We start from the raw sequence: 25,407 nt of genomic DNA on the forward strand, positions 1-25,407 counted from the left end.
TGTCTGAGGTCTATTCGGCAACCAGCAAAGGCGTGACGGGGCCATCCTCGACCTTGCTCGTCTGAGCGCTGGACACCTTGGGCAGGCTCTTCGGATCAACAGGAATGGCTGCCGCCTTTTCTGGCGCGCCATCCGCACTGATTTGCGCAAGGTCTTCGGGAGTTTCTGATGCGCTTTCGGCAGCCGGCGCAGCCGTGACCGGTTCATCCGAAGCACTGATGCCGTGCGGATCTTCAGCTTCCGCCACGTCCTGAGCAGGCGCATCCACCGGCAAAGGTTGGTTCTGGTTTTGGTTTTGGTTTTGGGAGCCGATTGACCCATCGCTGACGGACGTCCAGTCCACCAGCCGGGTCAACGCGTCCTGCAGAACCACCTTCAGTCGTGCCATCCGTGCCTTGTCCGGTTCGAACGGCGGCGATTCATGGCGCAGGTAAGAGCGCTGTGCCAGCAGCAGGGTCATGGCATGCAGGCCACGTTCGGGCCGGCCAAAGGTCTGGGTGATGAAGCCTCCCCTGATCTGTTCATCAACGCTGACCGTGAAGCCTTCCAGCCCCTTGAACGAGCCGACCAGCACATTTCGCAGGTCCGGATCACAGGATGTTCCACCCGCCGTTCCAATGCTGACTATCGGCAGGCCGTTGTCGGTCACGCCCTTTATATGCGACCGCATGGACTGGCAATCCAGCACGATCACCTTGCCATGACTGCGCAGGAGACGGTCGATCTGGTGCCGCAGGGCCTTGTGGAACGGCGCGTAGAAAAGCAATGAGCGCTGTTCGATTTCGGTCGGACCGGGTTCCTCCCCCTCCTGATAGATGCGCTTGCCGTCCAGCGTGGTCGCGGGACACAGGGCCCGCGCGGGATCATGCGCCGCGCTGACAGGGGTTTTCGGATCGCGATCCAGGTCAATGACATAACGGGAGATGGAGGAGCGAAGCACCGTTGCGTTCAACTCACCGTGAAAGTCGAACACACGTTCCAGACGCCATGCGAGATCGGCCTGAAGCCTGCCCGTGGCGTTCAGTCTTTTTTCGACCGCATTCGGAATATCCGTGCCCGAATGGGGCAAGCAGACGATAAGCGGGCTTTGTCCTTCTTCAACCAGGATCATGCTTAAACAACGCCTAAACGACGAGACCGTGCGGTCTCTAACTTGTAGAATTTACTTAGCGGAAACAAGACATTTTCTTTTCAGCCAAAAGACACCTGATCCCAGGAGCGGTGGGGCTCCATCAAGTAGATCATCGTTAATGGCTGTTTGCCAACTCTTATCGCCCGCACCGCTTCCGGGCGAAAGCTGTTTCCGAAGACTGGCTCTCTTTCCCACACCATTTCGCAAACGCACGATCGAGTGTTCCAGAGGCCGTCACGCAGCCGGCCACGGAACTGGTGTCTTGACGGATGCGTGCAGGCGGGCAATTTTCACAAACGACAATCCCTCCGGTGGCTCCGGCTGCCCAATCTCCTCCGCTCAGGATCTGCCTTCACACGAGGACCCGGCCATGACGCTTCGCAATGGCAAAGAATTTCTGATGATTCCAGGACCGACCAATGTGCCGGAGGAAGTCCTGCGGGCCATGCACCGGCCTGCGGTCGACATCTACGAAGGTCCGCTTCTGGAAACCACGCGGTTCTGCCTGCACGGCCTGCAGCGCCTCTTCCGGACAGAAGGCAAGACCTACATTTACGCCGCCAACGGCCATGGTGCCTGGGATGCCGCCCTGTGCAACACGCTGAAGCGCGGCGACAGGGTTCTTGTGCTGGAATCCGGGCGCTTTGCCGTTGGTTGGGGCGAAGCGGCCAATGTGCTGGATCTTGAGATCGAGGTTCTGCCAGGTGGCTGGGACAGGGGCGTTGACCCAACCCGACTGGAAGAGCGCCTGAAACAGGATGGGTCTTACGAGATCAAGGCCATTCTGGTGGTTCAGGTCGATACGGCATCCGGCGTCTGGAACGATGTTGCAGCGCTGCGCAAGGCCATCGATGCTGCCGGACATCCAGCACTTTTCATGGTCGATACCATCGCGTCGCTCGGCTGCATGCCGTTCGAGATGGATGCCTGGGGTGTCGATGTGGCGCTGACGGGTTCGCAGAAAGGCCTGATGTGCCCGCCCGGCCTCTCCTTTGTCGCAGCCGGCCCGAAAGCCGACAAGGCGCATGAGACGGCGGAGCTGCGCACAAACTACACCGACTGGACGTTCCGGCAGGGGACGGAACACTACCAGAAATACTGCGGAACCCCGCCAGAGCATCTGCTGTTCGCCTTTCACAAGGCGCTCGATCTGATCTTCGCGGAAGGGCTGGAGAAAACCTGGCACAGGCACGCCCTTCTGGGCGAGGCAACCCGGCGGGCAGTTGCTGTCTGGGCGCAAAAAGGTGCAGTCGACTTCAACATCACCGACGCCCATGCCCGCTCGAACTCCGTCACCGTGGTGCGGTTCAATGAAGGCGATGCGGCAGCTCTCAGAACCTTCACCAAGGAAGTCTGCGGTGTCACCATCGGCGGGACCATCGGCGATCTCGCCGGCAAGGGCATCCGCATTGCCCACATGGGTCATGTGAACGCCGTCATGCTGCTGGGCACACTGTCAGCCATCGAGCTTGGCTTCCAGAAACTCGGCATTCCGCACGGGCGCGGCGGTGTGCAGGCGGCAATGGATTATCTGGCGACGGCCCTCTGAGAGCGGTGGAACGCGTCCTGGAAAGTGTCGGTATTTAGAGCCTGATCGGCCGTCCACCTCACGGATTCAAATGCTTGGCAATCCTTGCTGCGCGGCATTTTCACCAGCCCCTTCAGCAAAACGTTCCTCATCCTGAGGAAGCGCGCAGCGCTGTCTCGAAGGATGGGCGACATAACCCGGTCCAAGCGGCCCATCCTTCGAGACGGACCTGATCGGTCCTCCTCAGGATGAGGGGCGTTTTGAGGTCTTATTCTTCCTAAAGCTTCTCCTCCAGCCGGTCGCAGATCGTCTTCAGGACCTTGATCCGGGCGTGGCGCTTGTCTTCGGAGGAAACCAGCGTCCAGGGGGCGTAGTAGGTTGAGGTGCGGTCGATCATGTCGCCGGCGGCGATGGCGTATTGATCCCATTTCAGGCGGTTGCGCCAGTCGTCGTCTGTGATCTTGTGTTGCTTGTAGGCGGTGTCCTCGCGCGCCTTGAACCTTCGCAGTTGTTCTTCCTCGGAAATCGCCAGCCAGAATTTGCAGACGATGTAGCCGAAATCTGTCAGTTCCTGCTCGAACTCGTTGATCTCATTGTAGGCGCGCAGCCAGTCGTCATGACCGGCGTAGCCCTCCACCCGTTCCACCAGCACACGTTCGTACCAGGACCGGTCGAAAATGGCGAAATGGCCCTTTGCCGGCACCCGACGCCAGAAGCGCCAAAGATAGGGGCGGGCCTTTTCCTCGTCGCTGGGGGCGGAAATCGGGTGAACCTTGTAGATGCGCGGATCGAGCGGGCGGATCACCCTGCGGATCGCGCCGCCCTTGCCGGCGGCGTCATTGCCCTGAAACACAAGCACGACCCCGGTCTTGGACAGGGACTTCATGTCCGACAGATCGGACAGCTTTTTCTGGTACTTGTCGCGCAGCTCTTCGTATTCGCCCTTGTCCAGCTTTTCCGTCAGGTCGATTGTATCGACCGCCGTTTCCCGCTTCAGTCCGCCGACAACCGGTGGTGCGGCAATCGAATGCGGCTCGCCGTCCTCCAGCTTCAGCTTCATGGAATTGGCAACCGTCTGCGCCAAAGCCGCATCGCGGTATTCCGGGTCCTGCGAGGGAATGACGAACCAGGGCGCATAGCCCTTGCTGGTTTCCAGAATGATCTTCTCTCCGGCCTCACTTGCCTTCTTGTGGTGCTTCAAGGCTGCCCAGTCGGCCAGCACATGACGGGCGACGTTTTTTTTCTCGATGCGCTTCAGCCGCTCTTCCTGTTCCTTCTTTGGCAGGTAGAACCAGAACTTGAGGATCAGCACATCCTCGTTCGCCAGCATTTCCTCAAAGCGGCGGATGCGGGTCAGCGCCTTGTCGAAGGCGTCTTCGTCAATCTTCTTGTAGATCCAGTCCCGCAGAACGGTCTGATACCAGCTTCCGAACACGATTGCGGTCTCGCCCTTCGGCGGCAGATCACGCCAGTAGCGCCACAGCGGCGGGCGCAAGCGGGCTTCATCCATCATTTCGCCGTAGGCGTTGCAGACCAGATGGCGCGCGTCCATCCAGCCATACAGCCTGGCAACCGCCTCGCCCTTTCCCGCACCATCAAGGCCGTCGACCAGGATCATCGTTGAAAACGGCTGTTTCTCGACAACAGGCAACTGAGCTGCCAGCAGCGCCTCGCGCAACTGCGGCTCCAGTTTCTTGAAGGTTTTCTTGTCCATGTTTTGCGGCAGGCGGGCGGATTCGAACATGAAGACCTCGAAAGAAAAAACGCGTTGGCTGCATCTTGAAACAGTGGCGCCAAAAAAACCATCTCTTGCTTCATTCTTGCGGAATGGCCACGGATTTCAATTTTTCGCTATCGGATGGAAGGCAGCGCGCCTATATGAAGCGATGAAAGTTTCCTTCGGGTCTTCGAAGGGGCCTATTACTTGACTGTTTTTGATTTTTCTCGATCCGTACGACCGACCCCGTGACCGAATTCCTTGATCCCGTTCTGACCTTCATCGCGGACAATCCATCCCTGGCAGGTCTGATCTGTTTTCTGGCCGCCATGGGCGAAGCGCTGTTCCTGATCGGCCTGTTCGTGCCCACGACAGTGGTGCTGGTGGGCGCCGGCACGCTGGTCGGGCTTGGCAAGCTGGATCCCGTTCCGCTGTTCATCTGGACGACCCTTGGCGCCACTGCGGGCGACGCGATTTCCTACTGGATCGGGTACACCTTCAAGGACAAGATCAAGACGATGTGGCCGCTGAACAAATACGCGGACATCGTGGAAAGCGGCGAGAATTTCTTCAAGAAGCACGGCGGCAAGAGCGTCTTTATCGGACGTTTCGTGCCCGGCGTGAAATCGGTGGTTCCAGGTATTGCCGGCATGGCCGGCATGAATTTCACCCGGTTTTCGGTGGTCAACGTCACCTCAGCTTTTGCCTGGACGGTTGCCCATATCGCCCCCGGCATCATCGCTGGTTCGGCGCTTGACGCCATCGGCCAGATCAGCGGACGGTTGGCGCTGGTGCTCGGGGCGCTTCTGGTAATCGTCTTCCTGGCAGTGATGCTCGGCCGCTGGTTGATCCTGATCGTCTTGCCGCTGTTTCCCAACACCCACGTGGCCATCATCAAACGCTTCGCAAGGCGTCAGGACCGCGTCTCGAAATGGATCGCACTTACTTTCGATCCTGCGCATCCGCGCTCGGCGGGCATGCTGGCCTCGGCGCTCATCCTGCTGATTTCGCTGCCTGCCTTCTTCTGGATCGTCGGTGAAATCGCCCCCGGCGAACCGATGGTGCGGGCCGACCTTGCCATCCTGAACCTGTTCGACAGCCTGCGAACCCCGGTGGGTGACAGGATCATGGTGTTCGTGACCTCGCTCGGCGACGGCATTGTCGTGACCGCTGTCTCCCTTGCTGTCGCCGCCTATCTGTTCCTGAGGAAGGCCTGGCGGCGTGGCACAGGCTTCGTCATCGCCATGGCCGGCACAGCCCTGTTCGTGCCCCTGTTCAAGCTGATGCTGCACCGGTCACGGCCGATCGAGCTATATGCGGGAGCCGACGCCTACAGCTTTCCAAGCGGCCATGCGACGCTGAATGCGGTGCTCTACGGTATCTGCGCCGTACTGATCGCGCATGATCTCAGCCGCTGGGCCAAGGCCAGCATTTTCACCGTTACAGCGACACTGGTCATCACCATCGGCTTTTCGCGTGTCTACCTCGGCGCCCACTGGATGTCCGATGTGTTGGCCGGGCTGTTGTTCGGCATCGGCATGGTCTCGGCCTTCGCCTTCGTATTCGGCCCGATCCACAACGAAAAGATCGGCCGGACGACGCTTGCCGTCATCGTGGTGGCAACGCTCGGCATCTTCGGTGCCTGGCACCTTTCGGGCACCTACGACAAGGCGCTGCAAATCTATCAGCCGCGGTCCAACAAGGAAGTGCTGACCTCGACAGGGTGGCTGGCGACTAACTGGCGGGCCCTGCCTGCCAAGCGCATCGAACTGAACGGCGATACGGAAGAACCTCTGGTGATCCAATACGCCGGGTCCCTGGATCGTTTTGCCAAGGCGTCGGAAGCCGACGGCTGGCAGACACCACCGAAATGGTCACTCTCGACCGCAAGCGGTTTCGTGGAAGGCAAGACACCTCCGGATTCGCTGCCCATCCTGCCGCGCAGCCAGAACGGGCGGCAACCGGAGCTCGTGCTCATCCGCAAGGACCAGTCGGCGGACGCCGAGAAGAGCGGCCGCTGGGTGCTGCGGCTCTGGCCGAGCCGCTACGCCATCCTGGAAGCGGGGCACCTGCATCCGCTTTACCTTGGCAGTGTGGTGCATGAGGACATTCTGCGCCCGATGGGCGAATTTTCCGGACCGAAAACGGATATCGAGACCCCCGCTCCGACCGACAACCCCGCCCATCTGCTGCCCGGCTCGGTTACGCGAACGCGGGCTGACGGCACCGAAGTGGTGCTCGGCTTCGATTTTGGACCCGTGCCCTTACCCCCGTCCGACGTCACAAGGACTGACAAGTCAGGGGCCAATCCTCCGGCTCGGTAACCGTCTTGTCGCAGTCGGCCTTTTCGCGGAAGAGACGCAGTTCCAGGTCAAGCACTTCGCGCGGCCCATCGATCAGGCAGAGCATCCCCTGGCTGGCGCCATCGCCAAGTCCGCTGGCCAGTGCCGCCATTCTTTTCCGGGGTTTCGATGCTGCTTTCGACGTCTTTTTGACCAAAAAAGCTTCAGCGCAATCCTGGCCGTTTCTTCAGCGGGAAAAGCGGTCTGGCTGCCGGCGAAAGCCCATAAGACCGCCCCAGGCGACCGTAACAGGATGGAGGTTGCGGACGGCAGACCCTTAGGCGATTTCATCAAGTCCCCCAAAGGCTTTTAGGATCATACGAATGCACCGCGCGTCTGTGCCTGTCATGCGAGTGTCCGAAATATACCGACTGTTGGAAGATGGCGTGATGGCTAGCGACCAGGGGGTATCTTCGTCCATCCGACGCTGTCATGATAAATTCACCCCTTGATACTTTTTTCTTATATTCATATATTTGAATATATCGTAATCAAAGGTCCATCATGACTGACTTTACACCCCTTATGAGTTTCCTGGGTGGAACGCTGATCGGCGTTGCCACGGTTGCCCTGATGGCTGTGCTCGGACGCATTGCCGGCATCAACGGCATTGCAAGCGGATTTCTGACGACTCAGTTCAATCAGGACTGGGCGTGGCGCGCCGCTTTCCTGGCCGGCATGGTTGCCAGCCCGCTGATCATGCTCGGTGTAACCGGCCAGTTGCCGGAAATCACCGTACCGTCATCACCGCTGCTGCTGGTGATCGGCGGCTTCCTGACCGGCATCGGCACGACCTATGGCTCCGGCTGCACAAGCGGCCACGGTGTCTGCGGCATCTCACGCCTGTCGGCACGGTCGATCGTGGCCACGATCACTTTCATGGCGACCGCAGGCGTGACCGTCTACCTGACACGCCACGTCTTTGGAGGATAACGGCATGAAACTGCTTTCCGCTTTTGCCATTGGCCTCCTCTTCGGCTGCGGCATCCTGATTTCCGGCATGGGTGACCCAGCCAAGGTGCTGAACTTCTTCGATGTGGCCGGCACCTGGGACCCGAGCCTTGCCTTCGTTATGGGCGGTGCGCTTCTTGTCACGGCCATCGGCTATCGTCTGGTCTTCCGGATGAACGCGCCATTGCTGGCGCAGGGCTTCACCCTGCCCACGACCACCGATCTCGACGCCAAGCTGATCGGCGGGTCGGCTGTTTTCGGTATCGGCTGGGGCCTCAGCGGCTTCTGCCCGGGCGGCCTGGTGCCGGTTCTCGGACTTGGTATGGAGCCGGTGCTGACCGCCGGTGCTATCGTCGCGGGCATTTTGACCGCAAGATGGATGATCGCCTTAGGCCATCGCCAGCAACCCGCAAAGGCCTGACCCGGCTCTGCCGGCAAAACAAACGGGAGACTGATATGAGCAATTCAAACTATCCGGTCGACATGGGGATCAAACCCGAAGTTACCCCCTTCTTCGACCCGGCCACCAACACCATCAGCTACGTGGTCAAGGACCCGGCCTCCAACGCCTGCGCCGTTGTCGACAGTGTGATGGATATAGACTATGCCGCCGGCCGCATCACCTACGACCATGCGGATCAGATCATCGCCTATATCCGCGAGAAGGATCTCAAGCTGGAATGGCTGATCGAGACCCATGTCCACGCCGATCACCTGTCGGCCGCGCCCTACATCCAGCAGAAGCTGGGTGGCAAGCTGGGCATCGGCGACAAGATCACCGTGGTTCAGGAAACCTTTGGCAAGGTGTTCAACGAAGGCACGGAGTTCCAGCGCGACGGCAGCCAATTCGACCGTCTGTTTCAGGATGGCGACGTCTATCAGGTTGGCGAAATGACAGCCTTTGCCATGTATACGCCCGGCCACACACCGGCCTGCATGGTGCATGTGATGGGCGACGCTGCCTTTGTCGGCGACACGCTGTTCATGCCCGACGGCGGGTCGGCCCGTGCCGATTTCCCGGGCGGCGACGCGGCAACGCTTTACGACAGCATCCAGAAGGTGCTGGCGCTGCCGGACGACATGCGCCTGTTCATGTGCCACGACTATGGCCCGAATGGCCGCGACATCCAGTGGGAAACCACCGTGGGCGCTGAAAAGGAGCACAACATCCACGTTGGCGGCGGCAAGACCAAGGAAGAGTTCGTCAAGTTCCGGACGGAACGCGATGCCCAGCTCGACATGCCGAAGCTGATCATTCCCTCGCTGCAGGTGAACATGCGCGCCGGCAAACTGCCGCCCGCAGACGAAAGCGGCAAGACCTTCCTCAAGGTGCCGGTTAACGGCCTCTGAGCGGGGTCATCAACAGGGCCTTCCTGCGGGCCCTCTAACAGAACCGGAGCAGTCGGCCAGGCCCCCTGTGCATACACGGGGCGGGCGGCTGCGGAACACGGTCTCGACTTTATCGCCGGGAGGAGGCGGACAGGACCCATGAAAGCAATCAATTCCCAGATATCGGTGGCTCCCCAGGTTAAACCCGAGGACATGGCCGACTTTGCACAGCAGGGCTTTCGCTCGGTAATCTGCAACCGTCCCGATGGGGAAGGCGCCGACCAGCCCTCGTTCGAGGAAATCGAGGCTGCCGCCCAGAAGCTCGGCCTTGAAGCACGCTATCTGCCCATCGTCGCCGGCAAGGTCGGTGATGAGGACGCAGAGGAGTTCGGCAGGTTGATGGAAAGCCTGCCGAAACCGATCCTGGCCTATTGCCGGACCGGCACACGTTCGGCAACGCTCTGGTCATTGTCCCAGGCAGAAAAGCTGCCGCTGTCCGATATCCTGTCCAAGACCAAGGCCGCTGGCTACGACATGGCGGGCGTCGTGCGGCGTATCGCCAATGGTGGACGTACGCCGACAGAAACAGCCGAGGATGCGCGCTTCGATATCGTGATCGTGGGAGGCGGCGCGGCCGGCATTTCCGTGGCCTCCAGCCTGCTTTCCCGCAAATCCGACCTGGAGATCGCCATCATCGATCCGGCGGACGTCCACTACTACCAGCCAGGCTGGACCATGGTCGGCGGCGGCATCTTCGATGCGGCAGACACTGCCAAGACCATGGGGTCGCTCATTCCCAAGGGCGTTCACTGGATCAAGTCGGCAGTCGCCGCCTTCGAACCGAAGGACAATGCCGTCGTCCTGGACGGCTGCCGGGTGGTCAAATACGGGCGTCTGGTGGTGTGCCCCGGGTTGAAGCTCGACTGGCACAAGGTTGAAGGACTTGTCGACACGCTTGGCAAGAACGGCGTCACCTCCAATTATCGTTACGACATGGCACCCTACACCTGGCACCTGGTGCAGGGCATGAAGGAAGGCCGGGCGCTATTCACCCAGCCGCCGATGCCGATCAAATGCGCCGGTGCGCCGCAGAAGGCCATGTATCTTTCGGCCGACCACTGGCTGAGGTCCGGCACGCTCGACAAGATCGACATCCAGTTCATGAATGCCGGCGGTGTGCTGTTCGGCGTGAAGGACTACGTGCCTGCGCTGATGGAATACGTGAAGCGCTATGACGCCGACCTCAACTTCTTCCACAATCTGATTGCTGTCGACGGCCCTGCCAAAAAGGCTGTGTTCGAGGTGAAGGAACCGGAAAAGGATCCGCGCCAGGTGGAAGTCGCGTTCGACATGATGCATGTCACGCCGCCGCAGACCGCACCCGACTTCATCCGCGTCTCGCCCCTCGCGGATGCTGCCGGCTGGGTCGACGTCGACCAGACCACACTGCGTCACAAGACCTTCGACAACATCTGGTCGCTTGGCGATGTCATGAACGCGCCGAACGCCAAGACGGCCGCGGCCGCGCGCAAACAGGCACCGGTGGTGGCGGAGAACATCGTCTCCGATATCGCGGGCCACAGCGCGACGGCACAATATGACGGTTACGGCTCCTGTCCGCTCACCGTGGAGCGCGGAAAGATCGTCCTGGCCGAGTTCGGCTATGGCGGAACGCTGCTGCCGAGCTTCCCGCGTTGGCTGGTGGATGGAACCAAGCCAACGCGCACTGCATGGCTCCTGAAGGAGCGTATCCTGCCTCCCATCTATTGGCGCGCGATGTTGCGCGGCAAGGAATGGCTGGCCAAGCCGGAAAAAGTAACGGCAGCATAACAAACCCGGCAAACGGGCCCCAAGACACCAACCTGCAACACGAGCCGGCTTTCCGGCTCGCGTTTTTACCAGCCCCGACAAAGGCCAAGAAAAATGATCCGCCTCAAGCGCTACCTGCCCATTCTCGACTGGGGCAAAAGCTATGACAGGGAAACGGCGACAAACGACCTCGTTGCCGCCGTGATCGTGACGATCATGCTGATCCCGCAGTCGCTTGCCTACGCGTTGCTGGCCGGTCTACCGCCGGAAGTCGGGCTCTATGCATCGATCCTGCCGCTTGTCGCCTATGCCCTGTTCGGTACCAGCCGCGCGCTGGCGGTCGGACCTGTCGCCGTGGTCTCGCTGATGACGGCTTCCGCCGTTGGCGAACTGGCCAGACAGGGCACCCCGGAGTATCTGGGCGCGGCGATCATTCTTGCGTTCCTGTCCGGCCTGATGCTTATCGCCATGGGCTTTTTCCGGCTCGGTTTTCTGGCAAACCTTCTGAGCCACCCGGTGATTTCCGGCTTCATCACCGCCTCGGGGCTATTGATCGCCTCCAGCCAGCTCAAGCATATCCTGGGGGTCAAGGCAAACGGGCATACGCTCTACGACATCCTGGGCTCGATTCTTCAACATCTGGGCGAGATCAACTGGATCACCTTCGCAATCGGCGTGTCTGCCACCGCCTTCCTCTTCTGGGTCCGCAAGGGCCTGAAGAAGCTGCTGCTTGGCTTCGGACTGAAACCGTTTATTGCCGATATCCTGACCAAGGCCGGGCCGGTGGCGGCTGTTGCCGTCACCACGATTGTCTCCGCTGCCTTTCAGCTTGGCGACAAGGGCGTGCGCGTTGTCGGTGACATTCCTTCCGGTCTGCCGGTGCCGCATCTGCCCGGTTTCGACAGCGAGTTGTGGCTTGCCCTCGCCACGCCGGCGCTGCTGATTTCGGTCATCGGCTTTGTGGAATCCGTTTCGGTCGCCCAGACCCTGGCCGCCAAGAAGCGTCAGCGGATTGAGCCCGACCAGGAGCTGATCGGACTCGGGGCCTCCAACATCGCTTCCGCCATTTCCGGCGGATATCCGGTGACGGGCGGGTTCGCGCGCTCGGTTGTCAACTTCGACGCCGGCGCAGCAACGCCCGCCGCCGGCGCTTTTACTGCCGTCGGTATTGCGCTTGCCACCTTGTTCCTGACGCCCCTGCTGACCCATCTGCCGCAGGCGACACTGGCCGCCACCATCATCGTCGCCGTGCTGTCTCTGGTCGACTTTGGTGCGATCAAACGGACGTTCGCCTATTCAAAAAGTGACTTTGCCGCGATGGCGGCGACGATCCTCATCACGTTGTTCTTTGGCGTCGAGCCGGGTGTGGTGACCGGCGTCGCCCTCTCGATCGCGCTCTATCTCTACCGCAGCAGCCGCCCGCACATGGCCATTGTCGGCATCGTTCCGGGAACCGAGCATTTCCGGAACGTCGACCGGCACACCGTTGTAACGGGCGACCGGGTGCTGACGCTGCGGGTGGACGAAAGCCTGTTCTTCGCCAATTCGCGGTTTCTGGAAGACCGGATCTATGCGCTGGTTGCCGAAAAGCCCGACATCGAGCACGTTGTGCTGATGTGCCCGGCCGTGAACGAGATCGACGCCAGCGCGCTGGAAAGCCTTGAGGAAATCAACCACCGCCTGTCGGATTCCGGCGTTTCCTTCCATCTGTCCGAGGTCAAGGGACCGGTGATGGACCGGCTGAAGCGAACCGATTTCCTGAAACATCTGAGCGGTCAAGTGTTTCTCAGCCAATACGACGCCCTGTGCACGCTCGACCCGCTGACGGCCCATATCTCGGAAAGCCGCACGCCGAAGAAGGCCGCAAAGTCGAACCTGTGGAGCGGACCGGAGATCTGATCCGGCCTTGGCAATTTTGATGTGAGAGGGCCGAACCGGGTGTTCCCGCATTTTTGTATGACCCACTGCTCCTCATCCTGAGGAAGCGCGCCAGCGCTGTCTCGAAGGATGGGCGGCATACATCGGAGCAAGCGGCCCATCCTTCGAGACGCCGCTTGCGGCTCCTCAGGATGAGGGTGTCGTACTCAGGGCTCTCGGTTTCCAAACCAGGCAGTAAAAGAGCATCAATTGCTGTTCGACGATTGCAGGATCGGGACGATCTTTTCGCAGAAGCGGAAATGGACGGGCGGTTTTTCGCCTTCCTGAACGATCAAACCTTCCGCGCCTCTTGGCTGCACCGTGACCAGTTCGATCGCCTCTCCGCCGTCCGTCAGCAGGCAATTAATGGCTGCGCGCTGGGTCATCTTGCCACTCTTCTCGGCACCATAGACCTGGCAGATGCGGCCCGGGGTTTCCAGAAGGCCGCGGTAAATGGCAAGCGTCGAGCCCGGCGGGCTTCGATCGATCCTCGGTGCCGGGCAGTCCTGCAACTCGCGAACCCAGATGCCTTGTGCGAAATCTGCGAACCGCAGATCAAGTGCGCGGCCCTGCATCAGGGGCGCGGATTTCGGCACCTTGAACATCAGGTCGCCCTTGCCTGCCAGCGCTGGCCCGCAGGCAAGTGCCAATGTAATGCCGAAAAAGGCACTTCGTTTGAAACCGTTCAACCGCTCCCCCTCCCGGAGTGACAAGATTTGTCCGGAGTATCCATTGCGCGGAAAGATCGCGCATGTTGGCAGGAAAGGTCAATGAGGCTGGCAGCGAAACTTGCAAAAAACGAACAAATGTGGAACAAAATTCGTATGGAACCCTATTATCAGCCACTTGCGGGGCGGATTCAGCTGGATGACCCGCTCTCGGACGGACGCCAGTCGGAAACCGCGCTGAAGGTCTGGCGCGGCGCTGCGCGTCTTTTGCGGCAACTCGATTTCGCCTGCCTGCCGGAAGTCACCCTTGCCTCCGCCCGTCGGGCCGACCTTCTGGCGCTTGGGCCGAAACACGAGCTCTGGATTGTCGAGGTCAAATCCTCGATTGCCGATTTCCGGGCCGATACCAAGTGGCCGGACTACCGCCTTCATTGCGACCGTCTTTATTTCGCGACCCATCCGGATGTTCCACTGGAGATCTTTCCCGAAGAAGCCGGGCTGATTGTCTCCGACGGCTATGGAGCGGAGATCCTGCGGGAAGCGCCGGAACACAAACTGGCCGCAGCCACGCGAAAGTCGGTAACACTCCGCTTCGCCCGCCACGCAGCACACCGGCTGCACAACCTTGCCGACCCGGACGGGGCGCAGGTGTTCAACCGGTTCTGACAAAGCCTTCAGTCACAAATCCATCCACTTGTTCGCGCGTATCAAGCAAGACTTCCTTGCAGGACGGGAACGGTCTGGGCTGTGCTGACAGGAGAAAGCCCGGCTTTGCAGGAAGCCATTTGGCAATCCCGACGAGGCGGACCTTTTCGAAACTCAGTGATGAAAATGCGCAAGAAAAGGGATTTGCCGGAAAAGATCTGCGCCACCTGCGGACGCCCGTTCACTTGGCGCCGGAAATGGGCCCGGGACTGGGAAGACGTGCGCCATTGCTCCGAGCGCTGCAAGCGCAACAAGGGCAAGAGGCAAGAGCCCTCACCGGAAAGGCGCAGCCAAGGCAGCCGATCCCCAACTTAGCCAGCAAGTAAGTCAGGCGGCCAGTCTTTCGAATGGGGGAGGTCACGGGTGCCCGTGACTTCCCTTGTTGTCAGCACGCTGTCCTCAGACGAACAGGTTGACCAGGCTTTCCAGGTATTCCTGCTTGCCGGATTTCGGCTGCGGTTCCAGGTCGGCCTTGTGAACGCGCTCGGCCAGAGCCTCGAGCGAAGAGCCGCCCTTGAGGATGTCGGCGTTTTCCGGTTTCTGCCAGCCGGCATAGCGGTCGTCGACGAAGCCTTTGAGACGGCCATCCTCGATCATGGCGGCCGCTGCCTTCAGGCCGCGGGCAATCGCATCGGCGGAGCCGACATGCGCCTGGATCAGGTCGACCGGATCGAGTGACTGACGGCGCAGCTTGGCGTCGAAGTTGGTGCCGCCAGTGTTGAAGCCGCCAGCCATCAGGATCTCGTAATAGGCGAGCGCGAGTTCCGGCACGTTCATGCCGAAGTGGTCGGTGTCCCAGCCGCACTGGTAGTCGTTGCGGTTCATGTCGACCGAGCCGAAGATGCCGAGCGAACGGGCCATGTGCAGCTCGTGCTCGAACGAGTGACCGGCCAGGATGGCATGGCCCTGCTCGATGTTCATCTTGACGTCGTTTTCCAGCCCGTAGGCCTTCAGGAAGCCGTAGACGGTGGCGACATCGTAATCATACTGGTGCTTGGACGGTTCCTGCGGTTTCGGCTCGATCAGGATCGTGCCCTTGAAGCCGATCTTGTGCTTGTATTCGACCACCATGTTGAGGAAGCGGCCAAACTGGTCCAGCTCCTGTTTGACATTGGTGTTGAGCAGGGTCTCATACCCTTCGCGGCCACCCCAGAGCACATAGTTCTCACCACCGAGGCGATAGGTGACGTCCATCGCGTTCTTCACCTGTGCGGCAGCATAGGCAAAGACGTCCGGATCCGGGTTGGTGGCAGCTCCCGCCATGAAGCGGCGGTTGGAGAACATGTTGGCCGTGCCCCACAGCAGCTTGATGCCGGTGTCGGCCATCTTCTTTTCGAAGATGTCGGCAATCGCGTTGACGTTGGCATTGCTTTCGGCAAGCGTCCGGCCTTCCGGCGCAATGTCGCGGTCGTGGAAGGTGAAGAACGGCATGCCCAGGATCTGAAACATCTCGAAGGCGACATCCGCCTTCAGTTTCGCCTGTTCCATCGGGTCGCCACCGGCAGCCATCCAGGAGCGGTTGAAGGTCTCGCCGCCGAAGGGGTCGGAACCCGGCCAGCAGAAGCTGTGCCAGTAACACACGGCAAGACGCAGGTGGTCTTCCATGCGCTTGCCGAGAACGACTTCGTCCTTGTTGTAGTGACGGTAGCTCAGCGGCTCGGTGCTGGAAGGACCGGCGTATTGGATCGGCTGCAGATCGCCGAAGAACCCAGTGCTCATATTATCATCTCCTTGAAAGTGTTTCCTAAAAGCCGGCTTGTTTGAGCGCCGGATACAGCTTCCGCCAGCGCTCATACCCTTCGGCATATCTTTGTGTGAGGGCCGGAACGGGATCGATGCTGGTCTTGAGAGCGGGTTTTAAGAAGATCCCCTCCGTGGTGCCGAGCGCAGCGGCCTGGCCGAGGCGTGCCGCCCCCAGCGAGCCGCCGAAATCGCCGTCGACCGGAACGTCGACCGGCACATTGAGCAGGCTGGCGATGATCTCCAGCCAGACCGTCGAACGCGATCCGCCGCCAACCGCCAGAACACGCTCGATCCTGGTGCCGGCAACGCTAAGAGCTTCCAGACAGTCCTTGAGCGCGAAGGCGACACCGTCCAGCACCGCGTGAGTGAGTTCGGCATCGTCAGTTGCATGCGAAATGCCGAAGAAACCGGCGCGGATGTCGACATCGTTGTGCGGTGTCCGTTCGCCGCCAAGATAGGGCATGAAGGACACCGGCGAAGGCCCTTCGACCTTGCTCACAAGACCCGTGAGGTCTCCCGGGCTGCGCTTCAGCACCTTCGCCAGCCAGTTCAGGCTGTCAGTGGCCGACAGGATCACCCCCATCTGGTGCCAGGTATCCGGAACTGCATGGCAGAAGGCATGCACTGCGCTGTCCACGTTGGGCGAGAAACGGTCGTTGGTCACGAACAGCACACCGGAGGTGCCGAGCGAGACGAAGGCCGACCCCGGATCGACCGCGCCGACACCGCAGGCCGAAGCAGCATTGTCCCCGCCGCCACCTGCCACCACCGGCGCGGCATCGAAGCCCCAGCGGCCGCAGAGCTCTGCCTTGAGCGTGCCCGAGCTTTCGGACCCCTCGACAAGGCGCGGCATGTTCTGACGGGTCAGGCCGGTGGCGGCCAGGAGCGCGTCGCTCCAGTCGCGCCTGGCGACATCCAGCCACAGCGTTCCGGCGGCATCCGACATTTCGCCGACGTATTCGCCGGTCAGCTTGAAGCGGACATAGTCCTTGGGCAGCAGAACCATCTTGGTCCTGGCAAAGATATCCGGCTCGTTCTCGCGCACCCATTGCAGCTTGGGTGCGGTGAACCCCGGCATGACCCGGTTGCCGCCGAGCGTCAGGAATTTCGGTTCAGCCGCTTCCAGCTCCGAGCACTGCTTGCCCGATCTGCCGTCGTTCCACAGGATGCACGGGCGCAGCGGAGTACCGGCTGCATCCAGAAGCGTGGCGCCGTGCATATGGCCTGACAGGCCAATGCCGCGCACAGCCGCCATGGCTTTCGGCGCTTCCGCTTTCAAGGCATCAAGAACGGTTTCGCAAGCGCGCCACCAACTGTCGGGATCCTGCTCCGACCACCCCGGCTGAGGCCGCTCGACCGTCAGATCCGCGGTTGCCGATGCGATCAGGGACTGGTCCTCGCCCAGAAGAATGGCTTTGACCGAACTCGTACCGATATCCAGACCGATATACATGAGGTGCGTTCCTCAAAATGAACCAAAAAGAATGCCGATGACCCCTGAACGGGTTTCGGCATGAGGTTCCACACCGTCAGAACAGGGGCCAGGCCATCTGTTCAAACCATGAGGAAGCCCCGCGGGCAAGAGCCCGCGGGCCCGGCCGGTTTATCCGACCACGGTATCGTCCACAAGGGCACCTGGGCCCGGGATGGCCCCTTCCGGGCATTTCCCGAGAATGATCATGCCGAGCACGTCGTCGTCGGTGACGTCGGTCGTGCGGGCGGTGCCAACAAGCTGACCGTTCTTCATGACCGCGATTCGGTCGCAAAGCTGGAAGACGTCGTGAATGTCGTGGCTGATCAGGAAAATGCCGAGGCCCTGTTTCTTCAGTTCCTGGATGAGTTCGGCAACCATCTGCGTTTCATGCACGCCAAGGGCTGCGGTCGGTTCGTCCATGATCAGGATTTTGGCATTGAAGTAGACCGCTCGGGCAATGGCCACCGACTGGCGCTGACCGCCCGACAGGGCTTTCACCGGCGCGTGGAACTTTTTGAAGTTCGGATTGAGCCGGCCCATGATCTTGCGGGTTTCCGCTTCCATGGCATCGTCGTCGACAAAGCCGAGCGGCGAGGTCAATTCACGGCCGAGGAACAGGTTGGACGCCGCGTCGAGATTGTCCGCCAGAGCGAGCGTCTGGTAGATGGTCTCGATGTTCTGCGCCCGCGCGTCGCGCGGCGAGTGAATGTGCACTTCCTTGCCGTTGATGCGGATTTCGCCACTGTCGGCCTTGTAGGCGCCGGAGAGGATCTTGATCAAGGTCGACTTGCCGGCGCCATTGTGGCCAAGCAGGCCCACAACTTCACCCGGGTACAGATCGACCGAGACATGATCCACGGCCTGCACCCCACCGAAGGAGATGCACATGTCTTTCATTTCTACGAGAGGCGCGTCCATGTCTCAGTCTCCCGTGCGCTTGCGATAGACGATGTCGACGAGGACGGCGATCACGAGCACCGTGCCGACGACGATGTTCTGCAACGGCGCGTCAACACCGACCATGGCCATGCCCGACTGCAGCGACTGCATGATCAGCGCGCCCAGGATAGCGCCGTAGATCGTGCCGACACCACCGGCAAGCGCCGTGCCGCCGATGACCGCCGCGGCGATGACCCTGAGTTCGTCCAGCGTGCCGATGTCGTTGGTCGAAAAGCCGAGGCGTGCGGCCGCGACAGCCGCGGCAAGCGCGCTGAGGCCGCCCATGATGGCAAACACCTTGACCGTCAGGAACCGGGTGTTGATGCCGGAGAGTTCGGCCGCATCCGGGTTGCCGCCGGTTGCGAAGATGTAGCGTCCGAGACGGGTGCGGCGGGCAACGATGGTCATGATTACGGTGACCACGATCAGAAGCAGCACCGAATAGGGAATGCCGTAGCCCATGACCAGGCCTTCCGGCATGGTTTCACCGCGGGCCTCGAAGATGCGCTCAAGACGCGCCGACGGAATGTCGTAGGCGTTCAGCACCCAGACGAACCCGAGAATGGCGACGGCCGTGATGACAGCCATGGTGGCTTCCGCCCAGCCGGGTTTGACCGGGAAACCGTGCGCGGCCTTGCGGCGGCGTGAGGAAATCTGCAGCCAGAGGGCTGCCGCAACTGCCAGAACACCGAAAATCCAGGAGCCCGTTTCGCCCATGGTCCCGCCGATGCCACCGATCATGGTGAAGGTTTCATCGAGCGGACCGATGGTCTGGCCGGAGGTGATGAACCAGGCAACGTTGCGCCAGACCAGGAGGCCACCGAGCGTCACGATGAAAGCGGGAATGCCGAGGTAACCGATCATCCAGCCCTGGAACGCGCCGATCAGCACACCGATGACCACGCCGGCCAGAATGGCCAGGATCCAGATGAACGGATTGCCGAGGCCCAGAAGCGGCGGCAGGATATCGGTTTGCACCACCGCCATGACAGCGGCAACGGTGGCCAGCACGGAGCCGACCGACAGATCGATGTGCCGGGTGACGATGACGAACACCATGCCCGTGGCCATGATGGCGACGGAGACGGTCTGGATCGTGAGGTTGAAGATGTTGCGCGGCGTCAGAAACCGGCCATCCGTGAACACATTGAACACCAGGCACAGAACGATGAACGCCCCGATCATGCCGAGAAGCCGGGTGTCGAGCTGCAATGCGGCAAACAAGTTTCGTGCTGTCGGGCTTTTGGGCCCTGACAGTGCGGTGTCAGACATAGAGGTTACTCCTGCTTGGAGACCATTACGCTTACGCATCGGGTGGCCCATCCCGGGGTGCGGCTTCTTCAGCAGCTGTCCCTGTTGTTACGGCCCCGGTTAAGAATAACCGGGGCCGTACATTAAGCGTAGTGTTATTAGTTACAGGGAGCCGGGCCGCTTTCAACGCCCTGGCACAGATCTTCCTTGGAGATCCAGCCTGCGTCCACAACAGCGGTCAGGTTGTCCTTGGTGACGGGGAGCGGTGCCAGGAACTTGGCGGTCAGCTCGGTGCCGGACGGAGACGTCCAGGCTGCTGCGCCATCAACGCCGGACATTTCGGTGCCACCGGCCAGAGACACGGCGATTTCACCGGCTGCCTTACCGAGTTCACGCGCGTCTTTCCAAACGGAAACGGTCTGGGTGCCCTTTGCGACACGGTTCAGAGCGGCATGGTCGCCGTCCTGACCGGACACCGGAATGCCGTCCATGCCCTGCGCGGTCAGAGCGGCAACAACACCGCCGGCCGTGCCGTCGTTGGAGGCCACAACCGCATCGACCTTGTTGTCGTTTGCGGTCAGGATCTGTTCCATGTTGCGCTGAGCGTTCGCCGGCAGCCAGCCATCGGTGTAGGCTTCACCAACGATCTTGATGTCACCCGCGTCGATTGCGGACTGCAGGACTTCCTGCTGACCACCGCGGAGGAAGTCCGCATTCGGATCAGTCGGCGAGCCCTTGATCATGACGTAGTTGCCCTTGGGCGCAGCTTCCAGAACGGCACGGGCCTGCATGCGGCCAACTTCGACGTTGTCGAAGGTCAGGTAGAAGGCGCGCGGATCGTCGATGAGACGGTCATAGCCGACAACCGGAATGCCTTCGTCAGCGGCAGCCTGCACAGCCGGGCCGATTGCCTGGGAATCCTGAGCCAGGATGATAAGGGCGTTCGCACCCTGTGCGATCAGCGCCTCAACGTCGGAAAGCTGTTTTGCGGACGAGCTCTGGGCATCGGCGGAAATATACTTCGCGCCGGCAGCCTCCAGCGCGCCCTTGATGGCGGCTTCGTCAGTCTTCCAGCGTTCTTCCTGGAAGTTGGACCAGCTTACGCCGACAACGATGTCTTCTGCATGGGCAAGGTTCAGTGCGGTTGCGGACAGCAGGACGCCTGCCAGCAGAGTGGTGATTTTACGCATTGCGATGTTTCCTCCAGTTGGCACATCCCACGTCGGACGGATGCGCCTGAAATGCGTCAGTGTCGAAGCGCCTTTTCGAGACGCTTTCAGATAGGACAGCCTTATTGTTATTTTTTTTAGTGTCCGAAAAAAAGTTGCAGGAAAGCGCTGCTCCTGTCAACATGGTTTTGCAAAACACTGTTCCGCAGGGTGTGAATCACCCGTGAGAAGCAGGAAAACCGGGAGAAACCCGGGTCAGAGGAAACACCTTGGGAAGAGCTGAGCGAGCATGACACGCAAGGCGGACCGGGATCAGATCCGGCGGCAAAACAGAAGTATTGTTCTACAGGCCCTGCGCCGGAACGGCCCGATGGCGCGCATAGATCTCGGCCAGATGACACGGCTGAGTCCGGCGACGGTGACGGCCATCACCTCCGATCTTCTGGACCAGGAATTGATCCTGAGCCTGGAAAGCGAAGAGCCGAAAGCACCTCTGGCGCGGGGGCGGCCCCGCACCCTCCTGAAGCTTAATCCGGACGCGGTCTACACGATCGGCGTGCGTCTTTCGGTCAACAACATCGACCTTGCCCTGGTGAATTTCGCCGGTGAGGTGGTGCGCAGCGAGCGCAGCCATTTCGACAGTGCGACGGAAGATGCCGCCAGCTTTCCCGACACGCTGATTGGCACGATTCGGCAGTTCCTCAACGCCGCCGGGATCGTTCCGTCACGGGTTCGGGAGATCGGCGTTGCGGCGCAGGGGGTCGTCGAAACGGAAACGGGTGTCGTGGCCTGGAGCCCCGCCTTTGCCGGGCGCAAGATACCGATCGTCGGACCGTTGCACGATGCTTTCGGGGCGGATTGCTACATTTCCAACGACACCAACATGATCACCGAAGCGCTGCACTGGTCGGACCCGAACCGCTACAGCGGCACCTTCGCCGTCATCATGCTCGATTACGGTGTCGGCATGGGGCTTTATCTCGACAACCGGCTGTTTTCCGGTGCAAGCGGCACAGCCGCGGAATTCGGCCATGCCAACCATCTGCCCGGCGGAGCGCTCTGCCGGTGCGGCAAGAAAGGGTGTCTTGAGGCCTATCTGTCCGATTACGCGCTGGTGCGGGCGGCCTCGCATCTGCCGGAAAACACGGATCCGAGCACCATCAAGGCAGGCGTTGGCGGCCTTGCCCGGCTGATTGAACTCGCCGGTTCCGGAGACAAGGACGCCTGCAAGGCCTTTCATGAGGCCGGCCAGGTTCTTGGCTATGGCCTTGCCCGGGTGATCGCGATGATCGACCCCAAGCGCATCGTGCTGACGGGTGCTGCCATGCGGGCCTTCTCCTTCATGGAAAAGGGCATGTGGGAAGGTCTGGAGGAAGCCCTGGTCGCCGACCTGCGGAACAATTTCTCCCTGGACGTGATGCCGTGGAACGAGGATTTCATCCGCAGCGGCCTGATCGCCCAGTCCATGGAGCGCCTCGACAAGGACTTTCTGGGCAACGCGACAGCGGCGTCCCGCCGTGTCGCGCGGCTTGACCGCAAGGAAGCGACTGCATGACCAGCCTGTTCCGCCCGGCGGTCTCCACCTTTGCCCTCGGCCTTTACCTGGGTCTTGCCCTGCCCGTCGCCACGCACGCCGATCCGGCGCCATGGAGCGAACGCGCGATCAAGGAAGATGTCGACATCGACGCTCTTGCACAGTCCGGAGACGATGCGATCGCGGTCCTGCAGCCGATCGGCAAGGAGCTGTTCAAGGCCAAGTTCACCACGCTGGATGGCGCGGGCCGTCCGGAGGCGACACGGGCCATCGTACCGACCAAGGTGCGTCGCAAGTCGCCACAGGCCTTTCAGCGCCTGGCGGGCATGGACGCCAATGCCTGCTCCTCATGCCACAATGAGCCGGTCATCGGCGGCTCCGGCGCGTTCACCGCAAATGTGTTCGTTTCCGAAGGGTTTGAAAGCGCCGACTTCGACACCACCGACCCGCAGTTTTCCAACGAGCGCAACACGGTTGCGATTCAGGGTGCCGGGCTGATCGAACTTCTTGCCCGGGAAATGACCACGGACCTGCGCCGCCAGCGGACGGACGTTTTGGAAAGGGCAAGGGCAAGCGGCCGTGAAGAGACGGTCAGCCTGGAAACAAAAGGGGTTTCCTTCGGCAAGCTGACCGCGTTTCCCGACGGAACTCTGGACGTTTCGCGCCTTGACGGGATTGACGACGACCTGACCGTCCGGCCCTTCAGCCAGAAGGGCGTCTTTGCCTCACTCCGCCAGTTCACCGTAAACGCCAGCAACGATCACCACGGCATGCAGGCCGCCGAGCGGTTCGGGGCCGTGTGGACCGGCACGGACGATTTCGACGGCGACGGCCATATGAACGAAATAACACCCGGCCAGATCTCGGCACTGGTTGCCTTTCAGGCGACCCTTCCCGCGCCCACCCGAAAACAGGACCTTCCAGACGTCTGGCAGGATGCTGCGGAAAAGGGCGAAGGGCTCTTCGGCGCGATCGGCTGCAGCGCCTGTCACATTCCAGAACTGCCGCTCGAAAGCATGATCTTTCAGGATCCGGGTCCGTTCGACACCGCCGGAACCCTGCGCCAGAGCGACGTGACAACACCGCTTGAACTTGATCTCGGCACGCTGGACTGGGTCAAGGCCCTGCCGCGGGACGACAAGGGCCGCGTGCTGGTTCCCCTTTATGGCGACCTGAAGCGCCACACGATTGCCGATGCAGCCAACGACACCTTCGGCAACGAACTGCTCGCCCAACGCTTCGTTGCGCGGGACGTGTTCATCACATCCGAGCTGTGGGGCATCGGCAGCACGGCGCCCTATGGGCACCGGGGGGATATCACCACGCTGGAAGAAGCCATTGTCGCCCATGGCGGCGCGGCGACCGACAGCCGCAAGGCCTATGCCGATCTTACGGAAACCGAGCAGCAGACAATCATCGCCTTCTTGCGCAGTCTGGAGATCGCGGAATGAACCGGTATGCTCTTTCCGTATCCGGCGCGTTGCTGGGTGTGGCCTTTGCTGCGCCCGCTCTGGCAGACGATACCCGGCAGACGTCCGTTGCACCCGTTCCAACGTTTGTGGAAGAGGCCGCAGCTGCAGGCATCGAACACAGTTATGACGGTGCGTGGGAATTCTTTGTCGGCGGCGGCACCGCGATCTTCGATTGCGATGGCGACCGCAAGCCAGATCTGTTCTTTGCCGGCGGCAAGAACCCGGCGCAACTGTACCGCAATGAAAGCCGCGTCGCGGGGCCGCTGAAGTTCACCGCACTGGACACTGGCCTCAGCGACAAACAGGCGACGGGTGTGCTTGGCGCATATCCTCTGGACATCAACAACGATGGTCTCATGGATCTTGTCGTCCTGCGTCTGGGGGAAAACCTGATCCTGGAAGGCAAGGGCACCTGCACCTTCGAGGTTGCCAATCGGGCGCTCGGCTTTGACGGCGGCCGCGAGTGGAGCACGGCCTTTTCGGCAACCTATGAACCCGGCCTCGATTATCCGACGCTGGCCTTCGGCAATTATGTCGACCGCTCCGCCCCCGGCTCGCCATGGGGCACCTGCCACGACAACTTCCTGTTCCGGCCGGAAAAGGCAGAAGACGGCAGCGTGCGTTATCCGGAAGCCACCCGCCTGACGCCAGGCTATTGCAGCTTGTCGATGCTGTTTACAGACTGGAACCGATCCGGCGAGCCGGCACTTCGGATCTCCAACGACCGGCAATATTATCGTGGCGGCGAAGAACAGCTCTGGGCCGTTCCACCCGGCCGCCCGCCCCGCCCCTATCGCAAGTCGGACGGCTGGCAACACCTGAAGATCTGGGGCATGGGCATTGCCTCCATCGACCTGGATGTCGACGGGTTTCCTGAATATGCGCTCACCAGCATGGGCGACACAAAACTGCAGAAGCTCGATCCGGAATCGGACGAGACCGTGCCGGTCTATCAGGACATAGCCTTCGATCTGGGTGTGACCGCGCACAGGCCCTATGCGGGGGAAGACCTGAAACCTTCCACCGGCTGGCATTCGGAGTTTCAGGACGTCAACAACGACGGGCTCTGGGATCTGTTCATCGCCAAGGGCAACGTGGAAGCCATGCCCGATTTTGCCGCCTATGATCCGGACAATCTGCTGCTCGGCCAATGGGATGGCCGGTTTGTGGAGACGGGCGACACGGCCGGGATCGCGCTGAACCGGCGCGGCCGCGGTGCTGGCCTTGCGGACTTCAATGCCGACGGGCTGATGGATCTGGTGGTCGTGAACCGCTCCGGCCCGGTCAGCCTGTTCCGGAACGTTGGCCAGGGCACGGCTGACGCACCGAAACAGCTGGGCAACTGGCTGGCCGTCGAAGTGCGCCAGCCGGGTAAGCCGAATGCCCGCGCGGTGGGTGCCAAGATCAGCGTGAAGACGGGCAACCGCACTGTGGTGAAAGACATTCAGGTGGGCGCGGGACACGCCTCCGGTCAGATGGGCTTTGTGCATTTTGGTCTGGGCGTTGCGGAACGCGCCAATGTGCGCATCAAATGGCCGGACGGCGACTGGAGCCACGGCTACCGCGTCTTTGCCAACGGTCACGTGATCATCGAGCGCGGTGCGGAAAAGGCGAAGCTCTGGTATCCGGAATAGCTCCCGTGAGGAGATCTATCCGGCGCCCTGCAGGCTGAGAAGATCGATCATCGCAAGCTCAGAAAAGCTGCATTTTTTCAATGACTTTCCGGT

21 protein-coding genes are annotated in these 25,407 nt (G+C 61.1%); 12 read left to right on the plus strand and 9 right to left on the minus strand.

Annotation, left to right across the window (positions count from 1 at the left end; all coding sequences use genetic code 11):
- Positions 1 to 10 precede the first annotated feature (10 nt).
- The gene (locus V1T76_RS19125) at positions 11 to 1,111 is read right to left on the minus strand and encodes an N-formylglutamate amidohydrolase (protein WP_330562233.1); all 1,101 of its coding nucleotides are present in this window, start codon (positions 1,109 to 1,111) and stop codon (positions 11 to 13) included.
- Positions 1,112 to 1,502: 391 nt separating this feature from the next.
- Between V1T76_RS19125 and V1T76_RS19130 the strand changes: the two genes are divergently transcribed.
- A complete protein-coding gene (locus V1T76_RS19130; RefSeq protein ID WP_330562234.1) occupies positions 1,503 to 2,681 on the plus strand; it encodes a pyridoxal-phosphate-dependent aminotransferase family protein in 1,179 nt (392 codons plus the stop codon).
- A gap of 256 nt (positions 2,682 to 2,937) precedes the next feature.
- Here V1T76_RS19130 and pap read toward each other — a convergent pair whose 3' ends face one another.
- Positions 2,938 to 4,404 (minus strand): polyphosphate:AMP phosphotransferase, encoded by a 1,467-nt coding sequence (gene pap, locus V1T76_RS19135; RefSeq protein WP_330562236.1) that lies wholly within the window; start codon positions 4,402 to 4,404, stop codon positions 2,938 to 2,940.
- A gap of 221 nt (positions 4,405 to 4,625) precedes the next feature.
- Here pap and V1T76_RS19140 point away from each other — a divergent pair, with 221 nt between their 5' ends.
- Positions 4,626 to 6,701, plus strand: coding sequence for a bifunctional DedA family/phosphatase PAP2 family protein (locus V1T76_RS19140; protein ID WP_330562237.1), 2,076 nt, complete (start codon positions 4,626 to 4,628; stop codon positions 6,699 to 6,701).
- Here V1T76_RS19140 and V1T76_RS19145 read toward each other — a convergent pair.
- Positions 6,658 to 6,831: a hypothetical protein gene (locus tag V1T76_RS19145; protein ID WP_330562238.1), complete on the minus strand. Its 174-nt coding sequence runs from the start codon at positions 6,829 to 6,831 to the stop codon at positions 6,658 to 6,660. The genes V1T76_RS19140 and V1T76_RS19145 overlap by 44 nt on opposite strands.
- 392 nt (positions 6,832 to 7,223) lie before the next feature.
- Here V1T76_RS19145 and V1T76_RS19150 point away from each other — a divergent pair, with 392 nt between their 5' ends.
- The 5 genes from V1T76_RS19150 to V1T76_RS19170 all read left to right on the plus strand — a co-directional run bounded on the left by V1T76_RS19150 (position 7,224) and on the right by V1T76_RS19170 (position 12,707).
- A complete protein-coding gene (locus V1T76_RS19150) occupies positions 7,224 to 7,652 on the plus strand; it encodes a YeeE/YedE family protein (RefSeq protein WP_330562239.1) in 429 nt (142 codons plus the stop codon).
- A gap of 4 nt (positions 7,653 to 7,656) precedes the next feature.
- Positions 7,657 to 8,091, plus strand: a complete 435-nt coding sequence (locus V1T76_RS19155) for a DUF6691 family protein (protein WP_330562240.1) — start codon at positions 7,657 to 7,659, stop codon at positions 8,089 to 8,091.
- Positions 8,092 to 8,126: 35 nt separating this feature from the next.
- Complete coding sequence (locus V1T76_RS19160) at positions 8,127 to 9,020, plus strand: MBL fold metallo-hydrolase (RefSeq protein WP_330562241.1); 894 nt, start codon at positions 8,127 to 8,129, stop codon at positions 9,018 to 9,020.
- A 138-nt stretch (positions 9,021 to 9,158) separates the two neighbouring features.
- On the plus strand, positions 9,159 to 10,829 hold the full coding sequence (locus V1T76_RS19165) for a TIGR01244 family sulfur transferase (RefSeq protein WP_330562242.1): 1,671 nt from the start codon (positions 9,159 to 9,161) through the stop codon (positions 10,827 to 10,829).
- 93 nt (positions 10,830 to 10,922) lie between these two features.
- Positions 10,923 to 12,707 carry a SulP family inorganic anion transporter gene (locus tag V1T76_RS19170; protein WP_330562243.1) on the plus strand — a complete coding sequence of 595 codons (1,785 nt, stop codon included), beginning with the start codon at positions 10,923 to 10,925 and terminating at the stop codon, positions 12,705 to 12,707.
- A gap of 224 nt (positions 12,708 to 12,931) precedes the next feature.
- Here V1T76_RS19170 and V1T76_RS19175 read toward each other — a convergent pair whose 3' ends face one another.
- Positions 12,932 to 13,414 (minus strand): hypothetical protein, encoded by a 483-nt coding sequence (locus tag V1T76_RS19175; RefSeq protein ID WP_330562244.1) that lies wholly within the window; start codon positions 13,412 to 13,414, stop codon positions 12,932 to 12,934.
- Positions 13,415 to 13,549: 135 nt separating this feature from the next.
- Between V1T76_RS19175 and V1T76_RS19180 the strand changes: the two genes are divergently transcribed.
- Together V1T76_RS19180 and V1T76_RS19185 are read left to right on the plus strand one after the other, a co-directional pair.
- Positions 13,550 to 14,059, plus strand: a complete 510-nt coding sequence (locus V1T76_RS19180; RefSeq protein WP_330562245.1) for an MmcB family DNA repair protein — start codon at positions 13,550 to 13,552, stop codon at positions 14,057 to 14,059.
- 165 nt (positions 14,060 to 14,224) lie between these two features.
- On the plus strand, positions 14,225 to 14,413 hold the full coding sequence (locus tag V1T76_RS19185; RefSeq protein WP_442970147.1) for a DUF2256 domain-containing protein: 189 nt from the start codon (positions 14,225 to 14,227) through the stop codon (positions 14,411 to 14,413).
- An 84-nt stretch (positions 14,414 to 14,497) separates the two neighbouring features.
- Here the strand turns inward: V1T76_RS19185 and xylA are convergent, their stop codons facing one another.
- The 5 genes from xylA to xylF form a co-directional block, all read right to left on the minus strand.
- On the minus strand, positions 14,498 to 15,817 hold the full coding sequence (gene xylA / locus V1T76_RS19190; RefSeq protein ID WP_330562247.1) for a xylose isomerase: 1,320 nt from the start codon (positions 15,815 to 15,817) through the stop codon (positions 14,498 to 14,500).
- Positions 15,818 to 15,842: 25 nt separating this feature from the next.
- Entirely contained in the window at positions 15,843 to 17,294 is a 1,452-nt protein-coding gene (gene xylB, locus V1T76_RS19195) for a xylulokinase (protein WP_330562248.1), read from the minus strand.
- Positions 17,295 to 17,444: 150 nt separating this feature from the next.
- The gene (locus V1T76_RS19200) at positions 17,445 to 18,212 is read right to left on the minus strand and encodes an ATP-binding cassette domain-containing protein (RefSeq protein WP_006939086.1); all 768 of its coding nucleotides are present in this window, start codon (positions 18,210 to 18,212) and stop codon (positions 17,445 to 17,447) included.
- Positions 18,213 to 18,236: 24 nt separating this feature from the next.
- The gene (locus V1T76_RS19205) at positions 18,237 to 19,526 is read right to left on the minus strand and encodes a sugar ABC transporter permease (protein ID WP_330562249.1); all 1,290 of its coding nucleotides are present in this window, start codon (positions 19,524 to 19,526) and stop codon (positions 18,237 to 18,239) included.
- Between the two features lie 137 nt (positions 19,527 to 19,663).
- The gene (gene xylF, locus V1T76_RS19210) at positions 19,664 to 20,695 is read right to left on the minus strand and encodes a D-xylose ABC transporter substrate-binding protein (protein WP_330562250.1); all 1,032 of its coding nucleotides are present in this window, start codon (positions 20,693 to 20,695) and stop codon (positions 19,664 to 19,666) included.
- Positions 20,696 to 21,044: 349 nt separating this feature from the next.
- Between xylF and V1T76_RS19215 the strand changes: the two genes are divergently transcribed.
- From V1T76_RS19215 to V1T76_RS19225, 3 genes are read left to right on the plus strand one after another with little or no spacing between them, the layout of a single operon-like run.
- The gene (locus V1T76_RS19215) at positions 21,045 to 22,229 is read left to right on the plus strand and encodes an ROK family protein (protein WP_330562251.1); all 1,185 of its coding nucleotides are present in this window, start codon (positions 21,045 to 21,047) and stop codon (positions 22,227 to 22,229) included.
- Complete coding sequence (locus V1T76_RS19220; protein ID WP_330562252.1) at positions 22,226 to 23,659, plus strand: di-heme oxidoredictase family protein; 1,434 nt, start codon at positions 22,226 to 22,228, stop codon at positions 23,657 to 23,659. The genes V1T76_RS19215 and V1T76_RS19220 overlap by 4 nt, the downstream gene beginning before the upstream one ends.
- Positions 23,656 to 25,314 carry a CRTAC1 family protein gene (locus V1T76_RS19225; RefSeq protein ID WP_330562253.1) on the plus strand — a complete coding sequence of 553 codons (1,659 nt, stop codon included), beginning with the start codon at positions 23,656 to 23,658 and terminating at the stop codon, positions 25,312 to 25,314. Before V1T76_RS19220 ends, V1T76_RS19225 begins: the two co-directional genes overlap by 4 nt.
- Positions 25,315 to 25,407: the final 93 nt, after the last annotated feature.

This window comes from Roseibium sp. FZY0029, from assembly GCF_036350355.1.
In the GTDB taxonomy this organism is placed as follows: domain Bacteria; phylum Pseudomonadota; class Alphaproteobacteria; order Rhizobiales; family Stappiaceae; genus Roseibium.